15 protein-coding genes and 3 pseudogenes are annotated in these 17,465 nt (G+C 49.5%); 5 read left to right on the top strand and 13 right to left on the bottom strand.

The window, feature by feature from the left end:
* Nucleotides 1-25: 25 nt before the first annotated feature.
* Nucleotides 26-439, bottom strand: a pseudogene (locus tag SCU88_RS02090) (DUF4158 domain-containing protein); the annotation flags it as partial.
* A gap of 167 nt (nt 440-606) precedes the next feature.
* On the opposite strand from SCU88_RS02090, the gene SCU88_RS02085 reads away from it, so the two are divergent.
* The 3 genes and pseudogenes from SCU88_RS02085 to SCU88_RS02075 form a co-directional block, all read left to right on the top strand.
* On the top strand, nt 607-1,254 hold the full coding sequence (locus tag SCU88_RS02085; protein ID WP_175341909.1) for a recombinase family protein: 648 nt from the start codon (nt 607-609) through the stop codon (nt 1,252-1,254).
* Between the two features lie 214 nt (nt 1,255-1,468).
* A complete protein-coding gene (locus SCU88_RS02080) occupies nt 1,469-2,371 on the top strand; it encodes an endonuclease/exonuclease/phosphatase family protein (RefSeq protein WP_175341908.1) in 903 nt (300 codons plus the stop codon).
* A 139-nt stretch (nt 2,372-2,510) separates the two neighbouring features.
* Nucleotides 2,511-2,660: pseudogene (locus SCU88_RS02075) on the top strand (integrase core domain-containing protein); the annotation flags it as partial.
* On the opposite strand, the gene SCU88_RS02070 reads toward SCU88_RS02075, so the two are convergent.
* The 9 genes and pseudogenes from SCU88_RS02070 to nagA form a co-directional block, all read right to left on the bottom strand.
* Nucleotides 2,653-2,814, bottom strand: a complete 162-nt coding sequence (locus SCU88_RS02070) for a hypothetical protein (protein WP_175341829.1) — start codon at nt 2,812-2,814, stop codon at nt 2,653-2,655. The pseudogene SCU88_RS02075 and the gene SCU88_RS02070 overlap by 8 nt on opposite strands.
* A 393-nt stretch (nt 2,815-3,207) precedes the next feature.
* Nucleotides 3,208-3,732, bottom strand: a complete 525-nt coding sequence (locus tag SCU88_RS02065; RefSeq protein ID WP_175341907.1) for a single-stranded DNA-binding protein — start codon at nt 3,730-3,732, stop codon at nt 3,208-3,210.
* 12 nt (nt 3,733-3,744) lie between these two features.
* Nucleotides 3,745-3,948: a hypothetical protein gene (locus SCU88_RS02060; protein WP_175341906.1), complete on the bottom strand. Its 204-nt coding sequence runs from the start codon at nt 3,946-3,948 to the stop codon at nt 3,745-3,747.
* A 78-nt stretch (nt 3,949-4,026) separates the two neighbouring features.
* A complete protein-coding gene (locus SCU88_RS02055) occupies nt 4,027-4,488 on the bottom strand; it encodes an STY4534 family ICE replication protein (protein WP_175341905.1) in 462 nt (153 codons plus the stop codon).
* Nucleotides 4,489-4,873: 385 nt separating this feature from the next.
* Nucleotides 4,874-5,302: a hypothetical protein gene (locus tag SCU88_RS02050; RefSeq protein ID WP_175341904.1), complete on the bottom strand. Its 429-nt coding sequence runs from the start codon at nt 5,300-5,302 to the stop codon at nt 4,874-4,876.
* Nucleotides 5,280-5,669 carry a polymorphic toxin type 44 domain-containing protein gene (locus SCU88_RS02045; protein ID WP_175341903.1) on the bottom strand — a complete coding sequence of 130 codons (390 nt, stop codon included), beginning with the start codon at nt 5,667-5,669 and terminating at the stop codon, nt 5,280-5,282. Before SCU88_RS02045 ends, SCU88_RS02050 begins: the two co-directional genes overlap by 23 nt.
* A gap of 412 nt (nt 5,670-6,081) precedes the next feature.
* Nucleotides 6,082-7,596 (bottom strand): annotated as a pseudogene (gene topB, locus SCU88_RS02040) (DNA topoisomerase III); the annotation flags it as partial.
* 703 nt (nt 7,597-8,299) lie between these two features.
* Nucleotides 8,300-9,328 (bottom strand): oxidoreductase, encoded by a 1,029-nt coding sequence (locus tag SCU88_RS02035; protein ID WP_175341902.1) that lies wholly within the window; start codon nt 9,326-9,328, stop codon nt 8,300-8,302.
* A 1-nt stretch (nt 9,329) separates the two neighbouring features.
* Complete coding sequence (nagA, locus tag SCU88_RS02030) at nt 9,330-10,442, bottom strand: N-acetylglucosamine-6-phosphate deacetylase (protein ID WP_175341901.1); 1,113 nt, start codon at nt 10,440-10,442, stop codon at nt 9,330-9,332.
* Between the two features lie 96 nt (nt 10,443-10,538).
* On the opposite strand from nagA, the gene SCU88_RS02025 reads away from it, so the two are divergent.
* Both SCU88_RS02025 and SCU88_RS02020 read left to right on the top strand, forming a co-directional pair.
* A complete protein-coding gene (locus tag SCU88_RS02025) occupies nt 10,539-11,408 on the top strand; it encodes a LysR substrate-binding domain-containing protein (protein ID WP_175341900.1) in 870 nt (289 codons plus the stop codon).
* Between the two features lie 425 nt (nt 11,409-11,833).
* Nucleotides 11,834-12,049: a hypothetical protein gene (locus SCU88_RS02020; protein WP_175341899.1), complete on the top strand. Its 216-nt coding sequence runs from the start codon at nt 11,834-11,836 to the stop codon at nt 12,047-12,049.
* 48 nt (nt 12,050-12,097) lie between these two features.
* Here SCU88_RS02020 and argS read toward each other — a convergent pair whose 3' ends face one another.
* The 3 genes from argS to adiA form a co-directional block, all read right to left on the bottom strand.
* Nucleotides 12,098-13,834 (bottom strand): arginine--tRNA ligase, encoded by a 1,737-nt coding sequence (argS, locus tag SCU88_RS02015; protein ID WP_175341898.1) that lies wholly within the window; start codon nt 13,832-13,834, stop codon nt 12,098-12,100.
* A 91-nt stretch (nt 13,835-13,925) separates the two neighbouring features.
* Nucleotides 13,926-14,393, bottom strand: coding sequence for a transcriptional regulator ArgR (gene argR, locus SCU88_RS02010; protein WP_175341897.1), 468 nt, complete (start codon nt 14,391-14,393; stop codon nt 13,926-13,928).
* A 433-nt stretch (nt 14,394-14,826) separates the two neighbouring features.
* Nucleotides 14,827-17,109, bottom strand: a complete 2,283-nt coding sequence (gene adiA, locus SCU88_RS02005) for an arginine decarboxylase (RefSeq protein ID WP_175341896.1) — start codon at nt 17,107-17,109, stop codon at nt 14,827-14,829.
* Nucleotides 17,110-17,465 lie beyond the last annotated feature (356 nt).

Below are 17,465 nucleotides of genomic sequence, written 5' to 3'. Positions count from 1 at the left end.
GATCACTTTTTACCCGTCGTTGACATTTATCGGTGCGTGTCGCCATCGGCAGCAGGTGTGTAATACAGTTCTGCTGTATTTTGCCGGTGAACGATTTTACGCCAAGATAGCGGTACAGTTCGGTTAAATGTTCGCGTCGCGTGGTTTCCCTGCCGGAAAGGTAAGCAGGCCAGAGATCCCCGGTAAGTTTTAGCCTGCTGGCGATATGCTTCAGCAGCGCATCAGAGGGTGGGATTTTTTTATCCGGTGCAAAGCCGACATTTTTCAGATAGCAAAGAAGGACGGCAAAACCAAAACGGCTGGCGGGTTTACGGTGAGCACTGATAAGCGCCAGATCATGTTCACTGAAATAGGTCATTCGTGTCAGCGTTAACTCATCGTCCGGTAATGCCAGTAATGATTCTCTTTCCGACAGAGAAAGAATCTGCCTCCTTGCTATATAGTTTCCCTCATAAATTATTCGGTACGGTATTTTTAACAAAAATGCTTATCGCATAAGGGTACACCCTGACGCCACAACCAAAACGTGACGGCACACGATGAATGACATAACCTATATGCGATAGAATGAATGCAATAACTTAAATGCGATAATATGGTGAAAAAATGTTCATCAGAGCTTATTTGAGGGCATCGACGGAAGATCAGTTCGCCGATCGGGCAAAAGAGATGCTGGAGCAGTTTGTTCAGGAGCGGGGACATAAAATCGCCAGTTACTACCGGGAGAACATCAGCGGTACAAAACTTGACCGCCCGGAACTGGGACGCTTACTGATGGACAGTCACCGCAATGATATTTTGCTGGTCGAGCAGATAGACCGCCTGACCCGTCTGAGTAACAGCGACTGGATGACGCTGAAAAAGCAGATAGAACAACACGAGCTGCGGATTGTCAGCCTGGATGTGCCCACCTCATGGCAGGCGCTATCAGATAAAGCCCCTTCGCAGGCTGACCCGCTCACCCGCGCCGTGATAACCGCCATCAATAACATGCTTATCGACCTGATGGCCGCTATGTCGCATAAGGACTGGCTGATTCGCCGCCAGCGCCAGAAGCAGGGAATTGAACGGGCTCATACGCTGGGTAAATACAGGGGGAAACAGGCGGACCAGGAGCGGCACCAGAAAGTACTGTATTACCGCCAGATAAAAAAGCTGAGTATAAGGGAAACAGCTGATGCGACAGGATACAGTCCCTCCCAGATATGTCGAATTCAGGCACTGTACCGGAAGATACAGACAGAAGTCGAATAGATACGGATACTGAGAGAAGTTGGTCAAAAGTCAGGCTTAACGACAATAATTTCCGATATCAAAACTGTCCCTAAGCAACACAAGGACAGTTCCTTAAAATCCCCATCTACTTAATTTTCGTTGCGTTATAAGTTTGTGTAACTCCTCTCAAAACTGAATGGTTGTACTTGATACCATCACTACTGTATTTTTTAAAACAGGGACTAAGAACTTGATGAAAAGACGTTTTGCACTGACTATAGCGGCACTGGCATGTCTGGTAGCCCACGTACAGGCTTCTGATAAACTTGCAGGTAATGAGATACTTGCCGTGCAAAAAGGTGGTGTGCCCGATAAAGTCTACACCCAGCATAAGCCAGCGCTGCGAATAGCCACCTATAATATCGGTAAGAACGAAGCCTCCGATAATATAACTGATTTTACGGCACTTAATTCAGCGATTAAAAAAATTAACGCTGACATTATTGCGATACCGGAAGTGGATAACAAAACCCAGCGTAGTCAGAAAATTGATCAGTTAAAAACTATTGCCGATGCTAATAAAATGCATTACGTGTTTGGTAAGGCGTTGGATTTTGACGACGGTGAATATGGTCTGGGGCTGCTGTCAAAATATAAAATTCTGCATTCACAGGTGGTTAAGCTGCCATCAGGCAATGCCGAACAGCGCGTTGCCCTGCTGGTGCAAGTCGAGGTTCCGGGGTTTGATTCTGCACCGATAATCATGGTAACACATCTCGACTGGCAAAAAGATCCCACAATCCGTACCGAACAGGCCCGTTACTTGTTGGATCTTAGTATCGGTGATGCGCCTTCTGATTTTAAAGATATTGCCTCTGCCATTAAGATCCTGGCCGGTGATTTCAATTCCACGCGCGAAGAGCAGCCGGTAAAAGAGATAGGTTATTTCTTTAATGAAGTCTCGAAGCCAGGAACCGACACTCGCAGCTGGCCGGCAGTCAATCCCGCGATTGATATCGACCATATTTTTACCTTCAAAGGACAAAAATGGGACACGAAAAAGCTCGAAATCCCGCATAATTCTCCAGAGTTTAACTGGTCGGCGGCCAGTGATCATCTGCCAGTTATTGCCGAGATTGAACTCACAGAACAGTAAAATGACATAGGGCTTTCCTGATGAAAGCCCCGTTTCTGTTGGCTGGCTGAACTCGCCAGCTCAAAGCGTAAACCCCATCCCCGTACCTGTTCAAAAAGTAGTCTTAACGTACAATAATTTTCGATATCCAAACTGACCCCTTCATGCCCGGAAAACGATTAATGACTGGCGGCAGGATTATAACGAGTGCCGTCCTCATTCATCGCTGGATTACCAGACACCAGCTGAATTCGCAACGGACTGGCGAAACAGGAAATATGAAGAAAAACCAACCGACATTACTAACTGAAGGTTGTATCTAATCCTGGGGGCAGGTCAACGAAATCGTGATGGCTATCATTTTGAGTGCTGATCAGAACCTTTCTAACATCATCGGGAATAGGCTTACCTTCACGGCTTGCTCTACCCCATGCCTTAATAGCTTCTAAGCGTGTCATTTTCATGCTAGTACCTGAAAAATCTTTAGATGTGGATAAGTATATAAACCATTCTTATCATTCGTCTATCCATGCGACATCAAGCACTGCAAGAACTGATGGAATGAAGGCAGGCATTACAGTCATACAGTAATCCACATAGATACGGCGTAGGCGTTGTGTAAGTATCCATGTAAAACAAACCATCCTTTTTAAGGGCCTCTGAGACTCCAACGTCCGCTCTTGCCACAGAGCAGCCCTAAACTATCACTCGAGGCTGGCAGTTCCCTGATTACCCTTTGCACTCCTTCGCGGTAACACCCAAAAGTTCCCAGTCAAATTTACCCTGCCCCAAAATAAAGAAAGCCCCGAATATCGGGGCTTCTGGAGTTATGACTCACATAAAGGCCAGGGTAAATCCTAGAACGGGATATCATCGTCAAAACCAAATGGCTCACCCGCAGCATTACCTGCTGACGACTGCGCGGTTTGAACGGATTGCGCTTTATTAGCTGGCTTATTAGCCGGCTGCCCGCTGTAAGCTGGCGTGGTGGGTTGCTGAGGTTCGCCCCATGAACGGGAAGATGCCTGCGAACGGCCACCCAGCATCTGCATAACGCCATTCACGGAAACCACCACCTCGGTGGAGTAACGATCCTGACCATCCTGCCCCTGCCATTTACGGGTACGCAGCTGGCCCTCGATATAGACCTGAGAGCCTTTACGCAGATATTCCCCGGCGATTTCAGCAAGCTTTCCGAATATCACCACCCGGTGCCATTCAGTCACTTCCTTCATCTCGCCGGACTGCTTATCGCGCCACTGCTCTGAGGTCGCCAGTGATAATGTCGTTACCGCTCCGCCATTATTGGACATATACCGAACTTCGGGGTCCTGACCGAGATTTCCAATCAGGATAACTTTGTTAACACCACGTGAAGCCATGATATGTCCTCCTTATGCCCACTGACGCTGAGTCCAGGTACCGCCCTGCAGTGCCTTCGACGCTTTATCATGGGTTCTGAAGTACTCCTCAGACTCACGGGAGACAGGCCCTTCGTCGTTCATAGTCCCAATGTAGTAACCACGACCGCTCTGAAGAACCTGAAGAGGTAACTGAAAACCTGTGGCCGCAGCCAGAATACCGGTTGAATGATGCATGATGTGTTTCCTTAAAAATAAGAAAACAGGCCTCCCTGATGGGGAAGACCTGTTCAGGGAGGTGAAGGTAAAAATGATTCAGAAGGAGTTTTCAGCGTATTCGCGCTGAGCAGCACCATTCTGGGGCGGTACGGAGTCCGATTTTTCAGCTTTGAAAACCATCTCCTGGCCAATCTTGATCCAGTCCACTTTGATTAAGCGGGCTTTCAGGCTGACACGCTGTTCGCCAGCATGATCACCGTTGTTCAGCGTAAAAATGTCGGTGGAAGGATTGCTTAAGCAAAACCCCACCATAACCTTTTTGTTTTCATCGACAGCCTTCTGGCAGCGGGCAATCAGGCTGGTAGCCTCTTTACCAGCAACCACGATATCGAAACGGACATACGACGGGTTATCAGTCGGACCACTCAGTGCGTTAATAACGCAGCTGAGAAACAAGCCGTTCTGATGGTTTACCTGTCGGATATTACTGACATACCCCAGACCTCTAATGGTCAGATTGAAGTATTCAGTTTTGGCAGTAGTGTTGTTAGCAGACATGATGTTTTCTCCATGGAGTTAAAAAGAGGTACGACGGAGAAAACCTCTGCCCTGACGGGAGAAGTCTTCCCGTCGGGGAGTCAGAATCAGCTGTATCCTGACTTATCTGGTATGTTGAGTGAAATGACCTTCATCGCCGCGTCATAGCGCGCATTTCCGGCGATATCTGCTTGCAAAGGTTCGCAGATTTCCCCACAGAATTTTCTGTGCTCTCCCTTCTCAGGATACGGGAGAGTTTATCGATGTAGCCACCCGAAGGCGTCCCTCACAGGCTACCGGAACATTGGTGGTCGTAAAAACGACAGTTCAGCCATGCCATAATTAAACTGTCGTTAAAGAATGTCAACCCTGAAACAATAAAGAGAATTGCCAGTTAGTTACCGGGTTACTGTATGTCATAGGTCAGCCGTACGGTTACGGGTTTTCCCGCGTATTCATACGTCGTCGCCGGATCGAGACTGTATACCCGGCCACTGTATGCCACGGCAACGCTGTCACCATCACGGGTAATCGCCGAAACGCTGCCTGTTCCGGTCAGAAATGGCATTCTGTCATGCAACACTTTTGTGATCTGCTCCGGTGAGCCTGAGAGCTGCTGCGAAAGATAGTACCGGTAAACGATCGGAACGGTTGCATTGCCACTGCTATTTTTCGTTGTGTAGAGCCACAGGTCCTGGCTGACCTGGTGGCTGCCCTGATATACGTCATCAGCTTTTGCATCCCCGCCAGTCAACCAGACGAACCCGATAACAACAACCAGCAGAACTATTGTCACCAGGCCGTGCAGAACCTTAAAAACCGCACTGACGCGCATACGCAATTCCCTCTCTGATAGCAGCCTGGTCCTTCGGGTCATCGCCATACGGTGGCCCCTGCCATGGGTAGCCCCACTGCGGATCTGACGTTTTTGCTCGCATCTGAGCGGCGCCAGCGCCCATCAACAGGATGTTCTCCGGGATGCCCGCTGCGGTGCCGGTGGCGCCATAATTGAAGTTCCCAAACTCAGCCCAGTATGGATTGAACTGTTTGTAGTCCCATGGTCCGCGGTTCCTCACCTTCTGATAGAACCAGATATACGTCTGCGGCGGTGCCATATTCTTGCCGTAGCTGTGTTGCCTGGCCTCGGCCATATTATTCCTGATTATCTGCGGCCCCGGGCCGACAAGTGGTATCGATGCCATTCCTGCCTTTCCCTTTCCTGTTGTGACTCCCTCCTGCATAGAGAATCACAGCTCTATTTGTGGGTCAATATCAGTCCGGGATGGGAGATGGGATACGCCTGAAGAATAAAGTCAGTATTCGGGAGAAGGTGGTGGAGGTTGCTATAACAAAAAAGGCGCTGTTGCCAGCGCCCTGGGGTCAGTACGTAACCCGTGGTCATTATCCTGTTCTCCGGGGAGTATCCATGTTCTCCCTGGCGCGGTTTTCACGGAGATTTTGCGTCTTACAGTCCGGTAGTGTGCAAGTACCGACTGTCGGGCCGGCCAGCGATAAACCCCGTTATAAGTTTATCGACAGCCCCTCGGCCAGCGGGGCACCCTGCATCAAAGCCCTGCAACCATAGCAGAACTGATTCACGATGTGTAGATGGAATCAGTTGCCAGTTGCCGATGATTTCGCGGCTGTACCTTTTCCCTTACGGGCGCCTGTTTTTTTCTTTTTCCCGCCGATAATGCCGTTACAGTCCGGATAGCGAATACATCCCCAGAAATCTCCACTCTTCCCCTTCCGTTTGCGGGTCGGCCCCTTGCAGACCGGACAGGGCGGTGTGACCGGCGCCGTGATTTTTATTCCCTGGCTACGCCCCTTTTCAACCAGGTGGCGGGTCCATTGCTGCTGCTTTTGCATGAAGACATCCAGCGACATTTTTCCCTGCGCGATATCGTCCAGCGCCTGCTCCCACAGGGCGGTCATCCCCGGGCTGGTCAGGGTATCAGGCAAGGCGGCAATAAGCTCCCGTGCCAGCTGCGTCGAACGGATATATTTCCCCTTCTTCTCCAGGTAGTTACGTTTAAACAGCGTCTCCAGTACGCCAGCGCGGGTCGCTTCGGTACCCAGCCCTGCATTATCCCGCAGCACCTTTTTCAGCTTCGGATCGCTGACCTGGCTGGCCGCGTTTTTCATGGCCGCAATCAGTGTCCCCTCAGTAAACGGCTTTGGCGGCGTGGTGACCTTATCATCCACCACCGCGCCACTGACTGTACAGTTGTCGCCATTGTTCAGTGGCGGCAGCAACAACTGCTCTTCTTCGCCTTCAGCGCCGTCTTCCGGCTTTTCTGCCTGGAACAGACTTTTCCAGCCGGTGACCACATTCACTTTTCCGCGGGTTCTGAACAACTGCCCACCGATATTGAATGCGGCATCGGTAACATCAGATTCCTGCAGTGGCAGGAGCTGAGCCAGATAATGCAGGCGAATCAGCTGATAGACCTTCAGCTCATCGTCACTCAGGCGTGAAATATCAAACGCCTGCCGGGTCGGAATGATGGCATGGTGCGCTGTAATTTTTTTATCATTCCAGACACGGGAAACGAATCCCCTGTCCAGTTGTGCCAGCACCGGCGCCACTGAAGGATCGGATTTAGCGACGGCAGATAATACCTCCGGAATTTCCTGCTGCATGGAAGTCGGCAGGTAGCCACAGTCAGTACGTGGATAGGTCGTCGCTTTATGCGTCTCGTACAGCGACTGGGCAATGGAGAGCACTTTCTGGGCACCCAGACCAAATTTTCGGGAGCAGACCTGCTGCAACGTCCCGAGATCGAAGCACAGCGGGGCAGGCGTTTTCTCCCGCTTCTGACTGACCTCCAGTACCGCGGTGCTTTTATGCTGCTGACACAGATGTGCAACCGCCTGCGCAGCCTGTTTATTGATGCAGCGCTTTTCATCGTCACAGTACTGCGCAACGGGTACCCAGGTTGCCCGGAAACGAACTCCGTCTTTCGCCAGACTGGCCTGAACCTGCCACCAGGGGACGGGGACAAAACGGGCAATCTCGCTATCGCGATTCACCACCATGGCAAGCGTGGGCGTCTGCACCCGCCCGACCGACAGAACTTCTGAGACACCGGCATCACGGGCCTTCAGCGTATACAGGCGCGTCAGGTTGGGGTCCAGTTCAATCATCCAGCGGTCATAGTTCAGCTCAGGATGGGGCAGCGCCTGCAGCAAATCGCCAATCAGCTCATCCCGGAACATATCCGGTGACCACAATTCAGGAGAGTTGAACTTACGGCAGCATGCCCCAAACACGTCGGTAAAGCAGGCACCGCCACCATCAGACAGCAGCACAAACTCATCCCAGACCCGCTCCGCCTCCTGCCGCAGGGACAGAAGCGACAGAACCTGAGGTCTGCCCAGTCCGGATTCCAGCAACTCCGCCATAAAGGGATAGAGATATCTGACGGTATCTTCCATGCGATTTATGGAGGAGTAATGAACCGGCAACCCTTCCTGCGCCAGCTAGGGGAAATAACGGGGAGTATTTTCATATTGCACACTCATAAAAGTGTGCACAGGTTCAAATTAACATTTTGTTAACCTAGACACGAGGATTGAAAATCCGCGTGTCCCTGGTTCGATTCCGGGTCCGGGCACCACTAATTTGCATCAAAGCACGCTATAAATCTCTGGCCATCCCCAAATGACCTCATCATTTTGGACAACAAGGTTTGTCTGAATTGACGTGGGCTCATCTTGAAACCGCATTCTTTCGTTAACCTGGCGGAGAATATGCGAACAGGTTGAATAGCCTGCCCTGAGTCACCACCATCTGATAGATTAAAGAATCCTTCCATATCAAACAGTTCAACTAAAAGTAAAGTCTGGAAGGCGATTCCTGGCTGACTGCCTGTTCCAGGATAGTGATAGTAGTAAGAACCTCTTCTTCAGAAATATAAGGTTTACTCCCATATTTAATCGTCTGGTAAATTGAATCATAAACCTCACCATAATCGCCACGCTCATTAATAACATATTCTCTTTGTTTTTCCCCATTTTCATCTAACCACTCCAGAAGACCAGCACGGATATCCTCACCAAAACCCGTTTCCTGGGGCATTATTCCTGCCTTAAGACAGGCTTCCTGCTGATCGATACCATACTTTATAAATGATCCTTTGGTTCCGTGAACAATAAACCTTGGGTATTCACTCATGACAAGATGACTGGTTTTTAATATGACCCGTTTATCATTATAAAATAAACTAATAGTAAAATTATCATCGGGCTGGTCTTTATTACGTAGTCTTCTTACATCGCATATAACCGTTTCCGGACATCCGAATAGCGCTATCATTTGATCAATGGTGTGTACACCCAACCCATAAAGGGCGCCGTTAACAGAGATATTGTTCACTTGTGATACCTGGGGGCGGAAATAATCGAAATGACTCTCAATTTCTACAATATCTCCCAGGGTCCCACTGTCCAGGACTTTCTTTAACGTCAGATAACAACTATCAAATCGTCTGTTCTGATGTGGTAACATCACTACATCATGCTGTTTAGCAAGATAATATAGCTGCCGTATCTGCTCAGATGTTGCAGAAATGGGTTTTTCCACAAGAACATTTTTTTTGTGCTCAATACAACGCATAGCTAAGTCAAAATGCGTATCCGGTGGGGTACACACAATAACAAGATCAACCTCCTGATCCTTCAGAACCTCATTAATATCATCAGTAAATTTAATATTCTGATACTCTGGCATGACTTCCTGCTCAGTCTTGCGTACGGGTGTGTATATCGTTTTTACATTCCAGTCCTGGCGAATCAAAATATAAGGTAGATGGTAGCGTGTGGTACTTTTTCCAAAGCCAATATAAGCGCATGTCAGCATATCAGATCTCTTTTGAGTGACGGGGGGATGGTACTGGAATACCTTCGATAAACACTTCACGAAGATTAAAGTCTCGGTCCAGGATAACGTAGTCAGCCCAGGCACCCACCTCTATACGTCCACGGTCATTCACCCCCAGGAATTCAGCAGGATAAAGAGAAAGGCGTGCGGATGCCTCTTCGGGTGTCATTCCCAATTTTAGAAAATTACGCAGTGCCTGATCCATACTGAGTGTGCTGGCTGCCAGATTTCCATCTTTAAGGCGTGTAGCCGACATGCAGGGATATTTATAGATGGCATGCGTTCCCAGTCTGTATTCTCCGTCCGGCATTCCCATGGCGGAACAGGCATCAGTAACGGCATAAAGTTTTGGAATCGCCCTCCGGGCGGCAAGCAGTGCGCCGGGATGAACATGCTCAAAATCCGGGATTATCTCGGCAAACTCGGCATGTGCCAGGGCCGTTGCCAGTACACCCGGGTTGCGGTGATGAATTCCGCTCATTGCGTTATACAGATGAGCAAATCCTTTTGCCCCAGAGTACATCGCCTGAAGACTCTGCTCATAAGTCGCAAGTGTATGACCCTGTTGCACCCGAACATTTCTTTCAGTCAGATAAGGTATAAGTTCGAGATTTTCTTTGAACTCTGTTGCCATCGTAATCAGACGAACATCAGCAAGTGCCAATAGATGGTCAATTTCCTCACGGGTCGCCGCCCGTGATTCAGGTGGCTGAGCGCCAAGTTTATCCAGATTAACAAATGGCCCCTCAAGATGAACGCCGAGCACCCGGCTTGTATCGGTACTGCGCGGTTCCTCCATGAATTTACGGACATCACTAAGCACAGATGTCAGTGACTCAGGGCTAGCTGTTACCGTTGTCGCCAGTAAACTTGTTGTGCCACAACGGGCATGCGCTTGCGTCAGCGTGCGTAGCGCGTCTTTCCCCTCCATTAAATCCTTACCGCCACCGCCATGAATATGCAAATCGATAAATCCGGGCAAAATCCAGCCCTCCGCTTCCCCCTGCAGTGTTTTTATCGCACTGATCCTGCCTTGTGAATCAACTTCCAGAGCCCCTCTTAACCTGCCAGCAGGTGTAATGATGTTCCACATAAAAAGTCCTCTATCCTGGTCCAATATTTCACCAGTTTAGAACCCATGAGGTTATAGTTATAATGCATTCAAATGTTGAATATATGCGGAGCGTGCATGGAAACTCATTTACTAAAAGCATTTGTGACCGTTGCGGAGTTGGGGTCAATAAGCCGTAGCGCTGATGTGCTGGCAGTCAGCCAGCCTGCGCTGACAAGACAACTACAACGTCTTGAAGAGACTCTTGGAGGAGTATTATTTACCCGGGGGCGCCACGGTAGTGAACTGACGCAATTTGGAGCACGAATGTTGCCTCAGGCACGAGAAGCAGTTCTTCAAACGCAAAGGTTGGAATCGGAAGCTCTTAGCTATCATCAGGGCGTAAATGATCGCCTGCGTATAGGTTTTGGTTTCTGGGCAATAAAAGAAGTCACCAGACTGTCTGCCCTCTTCCATAAAAATTACCCCACGGTAGACTTTGAGCTTCGCGATATGTCAAGTATGGATCAGCTTTCCGCCCTGAATGAGGGAATTCTTGATATAGGATTTATGCGATTAAGACCCTGCAAAGGTCTTTCCAGGATGACATTAAAACATGACAGTTTATTATTTGTTTTTTCATCAGAATATACAGCTGATATAGATAAGCTACATTATGCCCCTTTAGTATTAATGAGCCAGTCCTGTGCTCCGGATTTCTGGCTTCAGGTTCATAGCTACTATTCCGGGAAAAAGATTACTCCTCATATAGTACAAATAGTGAATGAATTTCATTCAGCAATAGCCTGGGCCACCACAGGAAATGGTATAACTATCATACCGAAAAGTATGGAATCTCTGTTAGCGATTATGCCGGAGGTACAATATATTCCAGTGGATAACGTAAGCTGGGAGCTTGGTGTTATGTGGCGTCCTCAGCTACATCGCAAAGCTTTGATGAGGTTTATTGAGCAACTCAGAAATGAAAAATCAATATTCCATGTTTAATCTGTACCAACATGCCGTTCCCTTCCAGCACTGTGTTTTTATTAACTTGCTGGAATCGGAAACTCAGAAGATTTATCAGTATCCGTGGCATTACAACCATTAATGATCATTAATAAAATTTCCAAACACAACCGTATTCTTAATGTCATTCACCAGGTAAAACACAAAACGCCTGTTTTACAGGCTTCAGGTTATATTCATCAAAATGTCTGTTTAAAATAAAATCGCCTCCGTCCCTGATGTTATATAAAAAGCCGCTGACAATGCCAGCGGCTTTTTATATAAGATAATATCCCAATAAACATCTGATTCAACCAACTGGATATATCAATTATCTCTCTAATAATCCGGTTGCGTTGACGATAGCCACTTTTGCTCTGCCGGAATATGTCAGTCATACTCAATTCTCTGATATGGAGATTCTGATGGACAAACCAATAGATCACCTCCCGAATGTCCGCGACGGCCTGACGCAAACCGAACGCACCATCCTGTGGGTGCTACATAATACCCAACGCGAACTGGGTGGACGTTCGGTGCCCACCGCGATGCTCTACGGACGGGTGCTGGAGTATATCGATATCAGTCAACAGGAGCTTATCGCCTGCCTGCAACATCTGGGGGCCGGTGACCATAACTAAAAAGGCGCCACCGCAAGCGGGGCGCCTTCTGGCCACAGAGAATTTTAGTTACATCCGTTCAACGGTCTGAATCCCCAGGGTTTCCAGGCCCTGCTTCAGGGTACGCTCCGTGAGCGCCACCAGCTTCAGGCGGCTGACGCGCAGCGCCGACGAGTCGTTGTTCAGTATCGGGCAGTCGGTATAGAAGCGTGAAAATAGCCCGGCCAGATCGTAAAGGTACGCGCACATCACATGGGGGGTTCCCTCCCGGGCGACGGTCTGTAGCGTCTCTTCAAACTGCAACAGACGTACCGCAAGCATCCTCTCTCTGTCAGTCTTCAGTGAAATCTCACCTTCAAGTTGTTCCACCGTCAGATTCGCTCGCCTAAAGATAGAGGCGATGCGCGCGCAGGCGTACTGAATATAGGGCGCGGTATTGCCCTCAAACGACAGCATGCTGTCCCAGTCGAAGATGTAATCGGTAGTGCGATTCTTCGAAAGATCCGCATACTTCACGGCGCCAATGCCGATAATTTCCGCCAGCGAATCCAGCTCCGCTTCCGGCAACTGCGGCGACTTTTCCGCCACCAGTTTGCGGGCACGGACCACCGCCTCGTCCAACAGCTCGGAAAGCTTAACGGTACCGCCTTCACGGGTCTTAAACGGGCGGCCCTGTTTATCCAGCATCATACCGAACATATGGTGCTCCAGGCTGACCGATTCCGGCACATAGCCCGCCTTACGGACAATCTCCCAGGCCATCATCAGATGCTGGTGCTGACGGGCATCGATATAGTAGATCATGCGATCGGCGTGGAAATACTCGTAACGATACTTCGCGCAGGCGATATCGGTGGTGGTATAGAGGTAGCCACCATCGCTTTTACGGACGATCACCCCCATAGGTTCACCTTCCTTATTACGGAAGTCGTCCAGATAGACCACCACGGCGCCGTCGCTTTCGCTGGCGATACCGCGCTTAAGCAGATCGTCCACAATTCCGGGCAGCATATCGTTGTACAGGCTTTCCCCCATAATATGCTGCGGCTTCAGGGTGACATTCAGGCGATCGTAGTTGCGCTGGTTCTGCGCCATCGAGATCTCGACCAGCTTGCGCCACATCTTGCGACACCATTCGTCCCCCTGCTGCAGGCGAACCACATACTGGCGAGCGCGGCGGGCGAACGCTTCATCGTCGTCATAACGTTTTTTCGCCGCCCGGTAGAAACCTTCAAGGTCGGAAAGCGAAATATCATCGCGGCTTTCAGCCTGTTCCAGAAAGGCAATCAGCATCCCGAACTGAGTGCCCCAGTCGCCGAGATGGTTAGCGCGAATCACCTTATGGCCCAGGAAGGTCAGGGTACGTACCGAAGCGTCGCCGATAACGGTCGATCGCAAATGCCCGACGTGCATCTCTTTCGCCACGTTCGGCGACGAGTAGTCCACCGCAATGGTCTGCGGCGCCACGCGATCCACGCCCAGCCGCGGATCCGCCAGTGCCGCACTCAGGCGGTTCGCCAGCCAGTCGGGATTCAGAAAAATATTAATAAACCCCGGGGCCACAACCTCCAGCTTCGCAATAACGCCATCGTCATTGGCCCGACTTTCAATATAATTAGCCAGCTCAGTCGCCATTTCCACAGGCGTTTTACCATTCTGCTTCGCCACGCCCATAATACTATTGACCTGATAGTCACCAAAATTAGGGCGAGCCGAAGGACGTACAGATACTTTCTGAAAGCCATTCAAAGACAATGCCTGAAATGCCTGCTCAAGCTTATTATTAAGGATATTCCTAACATCCATGGATACGATTCCTCTTGTTGAGTGAGAGGACCCTGAAAATATAATTCAGTGATTTTAAATACCGTCAGTATTTAAAAAAATACTCTCAATGTCATTTAGTGCTAAGGATATCGATAACCGAATGATAAAGCTGTTGGGGGGTTGTTCCGGCAACGGGTGCAATAAAGATAGTATCGTCGCCCGCTACCGTTCCCAGGATCCCCTTTGTCTTTCCGCAGGAGTCCAGCAGCCGGGCAATAAGTGGTGCTGCGCCAGGCATGGTATGAGTGACAACCACGGTATCATTGGCGGCGATATCCAGAATAGAACTCTTTAAGGTGGCATCCGTCGTTGGCACGCCCAGCTCCACCGGCAGGCAATACACCATCTCCATTTTAGCATTGCGGGTACGCACGGCGCCGAAATTCGCCAGCATGCGTGACACTCTTGACTGATTAATATGGATAAAGCCTTTATTTTTAAGATACTCAACTATTTCGGACTGAGAACCAAAGCTTTCTTCCTTGAGCATCTGGCGAAATATTTTTTCCAGCTCCTGCTTATCTGTTCTATCTCTCATACTCCGCTAACCTCGCTAAGATACTTAGAAAGTTGTTTAAGACTAATCCTGGTATTATGCCCTGTAATAATTACCAGACAAGCGTGGAATTAAAACTGCCAATGACGAATTTTTATCACGGAACAAATAACGCTATTTTATTTAACCTCCCATATACATTTTTCGGCACGAAATGCGAAGATCCTTGATCCAATTCGCTTCACAGCCCTGAAACTGGCCGTTATTTTGTTTCTGGATGCTATTTACTCATGAAAAAAAATTATGTATGAAATAAAAATATTTCAATAACAAGGTAATAATTTCCCCATGCAAACGAATAGATATGCTGTCATTTGTCATACTTATGGGGTTTTACTCTATTACTCCCCAATAGTTACCCGTATCAACAGCAAAAAAATGGGGTTACCGCCTGTAGCCGTAACCCCATTTTGGGTTATTTAACGCACATCACGTGGTAGATGCCGTCTTCTTTTTCCGCCCCTTCGGTCTCATGCTCGAAGCCGGGAAAAGTGTCATCCCACGCCTGTAGCGCTTTCAGATAGGCGATCTGCGGACTCTCTTCGTCACCGAAGTTCTCGCCGGACATCAACATCGGGATTCCCGGCGGATAAGGGATAACGGAGTTCGCTGCCGTGCGACCCGCCAGGTCAAAGATGGATACCAGCTCCACGTTATCCTTAACCAATTGGGTGTAGGCTTCACGCGGCAGCATATCGATCTGCGGCAGCATTGAGTAGGCCTTATTCAGCTGTTCACTCGGGTTGTGCTGCTTCAGGAAGTCCATCATGCGATCGCCCAGCTGCTGCATGGTCATTCCGCGATACACCTCCGGCGCGCTCTCAACCAGCGATGGCAGAACCTCTTCCAGCAGCGCATCGGCATCATAATGACGTTTAAAGGCCATCAGGCTGTTCATCAGCGTGACCCACTTACCTTTAGTGACCCCCATAGAGAACAGGAACATCACCTGGAAGTCAGTGGTACGGGTCGGCACAATGCCCAGGCTTGAAAGATACGCGGTGACCAGCGCAGCCGGCACGCCATTCTCCTGGAGCGAACCGTCGTCATTCAGGCCCGGGGTCAGCAGGCTGACCTTAACCGGATCCAGCATCACCCAGTCTTCATCCAGATCGCTGAAGCCGTGCCAGCGGTCTTCCGGACGCAGCTTCCAGCAGGCCTGTTCAGTAGTCAGCAGGGAAAGCGGCGCATCGGCAAAGTCATAGCGCTCGCCGGTGGCGGGGTCGGTCACCACTTCCGCATTCCAGGGTTTAAAGAACCAGTCATGATGCTTCTCTGCCTCGTGATAAGCGCGCGCTACCGCCTGACGGAACTCCACGGCCTCTTCGATCACTTCCGTGGTCAGGTTAACGCCCTGCCTACCGTCCATCATCGCGGCAGCCACGTCGTTGGAAGCGGCAATGGAGTACAGCGGCGAGGTGGTGGCATGCATCATATATGCCTGGCTGAACTGCGCCGGTTTAATGTTGCCGCGACCTTCACGGATATGGATATAAGAGGCCTGCGACAGCGCATTCAGCAGTTTATGGGTCGAGTGGGTCGCAAACAGCGTAGGCTGATCTGCAGTATGCTCGGCTTTATCGCCGCGCATGGCGTGGAACCCTTTATAGATTGGGTTAAAGCGTGAGTAACCGAACCAGGCTTCATCGAAGTGGATACGGTCGCAGCTCTCTCCCAGCAGCGTCTGCACGGTATCACCGTTATAGATCAGACCGTCGTAAGTACAGTTGGTCACCACGCTGTAAGACGGGCGCGGGTTTTTCGCTTCGCGAGCGAAACGGCTCTCTTCGATCTGGCGAGAGATAGCCTCGCGGGCCATCTGTTTTTTCGGGATCGGCCCGATAATGCCGTAGGCGTTACGGGTCGGAGTCATGTATACCGGACGAACCCCGGTCAGCATCAGCCCCTGTTCAATGGACTTATGGCTGTTACGGTCGCAGATCGCAATGTCTTCATCGGAGCAGCAGGCCTGCATGATGGTACGGTTGGCCCCGGAGGTCCCGACTACCAGCGAATAGGAGCGATCGGCGCCGAAGACCCGGGCAATATATTTTTCACTTTCGCCGAAAGCGCCGGTGTGATCCAGCATTGAGCCCAGGCTGGCGCGTTCAATGCCCATATCGGTACGGAAGATGTTCTCTCCGTAGAAGTCGAAGAATTTACGGCCTACCGGCGTTTTACAGAAACCGATACCACCCTGATGACCCGGCGCTGACCAGGAGTACTCTTTCTCTTTGGCATACTCCATCATTGCGGCCATCAGCGGCGGCATAATAGTTTTTTCATAGCGAGCGACGGCTGCCTGCAAACGACCCACAATAAAGTCGGTGGTATCATCCAGTACCAGGAAGGTTTCAGTCACTTCGCTCATCACTTCCGCAGTAACGGAGCGGTTATCCTGATGAGAGTTGATCAGCAAAAAGACCGGTGCCTTTTCATGGCGTATACGCAGATGGCGCAGCAGAGACAGGACATTCTGTTCCTGCTGAGGGAGCCACTCCACCATAATGCAGTCGATAGAAGCGGTAGAGGTAACATAGGTCTCTGCTTCTTCATAGGTTGGGGTAAATTTTACATGCTCGCCTTTATTGGTCAGCGACGTAACAATCTGATCGATGGTTTCTTCGAGCGGTGTAAGCGGTTTGGCATGGCGGCTAATGGCGCCCCCCGCAACAACTAAATAGTTCTTATCACACATAAAGACCTCGTGACGATTTTATATATCTATATTTGGCTAACTTATGTTTATTATTTTTCGCATTGTTATGGCACCTGGCGCGAACGCCTTAATACAATCTATCTGACCTGTGTCGGATAAACGCCAGGCTATATTCAAGCCATCATGAGAAAACGTTCCGTTCGGAAAATGAAGATAAAGCAAAATAAAAGAGTTTACCAGACCAAAAAAATCAGAAAATGACCAGATAAGATAATCATTATCGCACCATGAATTTTTATCTGTAATAAAACGGCTACAGGTAAATTAATATTCTAAAAAAAATCGGCCTTTAAATCACGGTAAAAAAACAGCACAAATAGCATATAATATTGATT

Source organism: Jejuibacter sp. L23 (assembly GCF_050815825.1).
GTDB lineage: Bacteria > Pseudomonadota > Gammaproteobacteria > Enterobacterales > Enterobacteriaceae > Jejubacter > Jejubacter calystegiae.
This window is presented reverse-complemented; position numbering and strand designations above follow the sequence as displayed.

Bases quoted from the DNA above. Each gene is read 5' to 3' on its own strand.
- SCU88_RS02085 (WP_175341909.1), top strand. From the start codon at position 607: ATGTTCATCAGAGCTTATTTGAGGGCATCGACGGAAGATCAGTTCGCC.
- SCU88_RS02080 (WP_175341908.1), top strand. From the start codon at position 1,469: ATGAAAAGACGTTTTGCACTGACTATAGCGGCACTGGCATGTCTGGTA.
- SCU88_RS02070 (WP_175341829.1), bottom strand. From the start codon at position 2,814: ATGAAAATGACACGCTTAGAAGCTATTAAGGCATGGGGTAGAGCAAGC.
- SCU88_RS02065 (WP_175341907.1), bottom strand. From the start codon at position 3,732: ATGGCTTCACGTGGTGTTAACAAAGTTATCCTGATTGGAAATCTCGGT.
- SCU88_RS02060 (WP_175341906.1), bottom strand. From the start codon at position 3,948: ATGCATCATTCAACCGGTATTCTGGCTGCGGCCACAGGTTTTCAGTTA.
- SCU88_RS02055 (WP_175341905.1), bottom strand. From the start codon at position 4,488: ATGTCTGCTAACAACACTACTGCCAAAACTGAATACTTCAATCTGACC.
- SCU88_RS02050 (WP_175341904.1), bottom strand. From the start codon at position 5,302: ATGCGCGTCAGTGCGGTTTTTAAGGTTCTGCACGGCCTGGTGACAATA.
- SCU88_RS02045 (WP_175341903.1), bottom strand. From the start codon at position 5,669: ATGGCATCGATACCACTTGTCGGCCCGGGGCCGCAGATAATCAGGAAT.
- SCU88_RS02035 (WP_175341902.1), bottom strand. From the start codon at position 9,328: ATGCTGACATGCGCTTATATTGGCTTTGGAAAAAGTACCACACGCTAC.
- nagA (WP_175341901.1), bottom strand. From the start codon at position 10,442: ATGTGGAACATCATTACACCTGCTGGCAGGTTAAGAGGGGCTCTGGAA.
- SCU88_RS02025 (WP_175341900.1), top strand. From the start codon at position 10,539: ATGGAAACTCATTTACTAAAAGCATTTGTGACCGTTGCGGAGTTGGGG.
- SCU88_RS02020 (WP_175341899.1), top strand. From the start codon at position 11,834: ATGGACAAACCAATAGATCACCTCCCGAATGTCCGCGACGGCCTGACG.
- argS (WP_175341898.1), bottom strand. From the start codon at position 13,834: ATGGATGTTAGGAATATCCTTAATAATAAGCTTGAGCAGGCATTTCAG.
- argR (WP_175341897.1), bottom strand. From the start codon at position 14,393: ATGAGAGATAGAACAGATAAGCAGGAGCTGGAAAAAATATTTCGCCAG.
- adiA (WP_175341896.1), bottom strand. From the start codon at position 17,109: ATGTGTGATAAGAACTATTTAGTTGTTGCGGGGGGCGCCATTAGCCGC.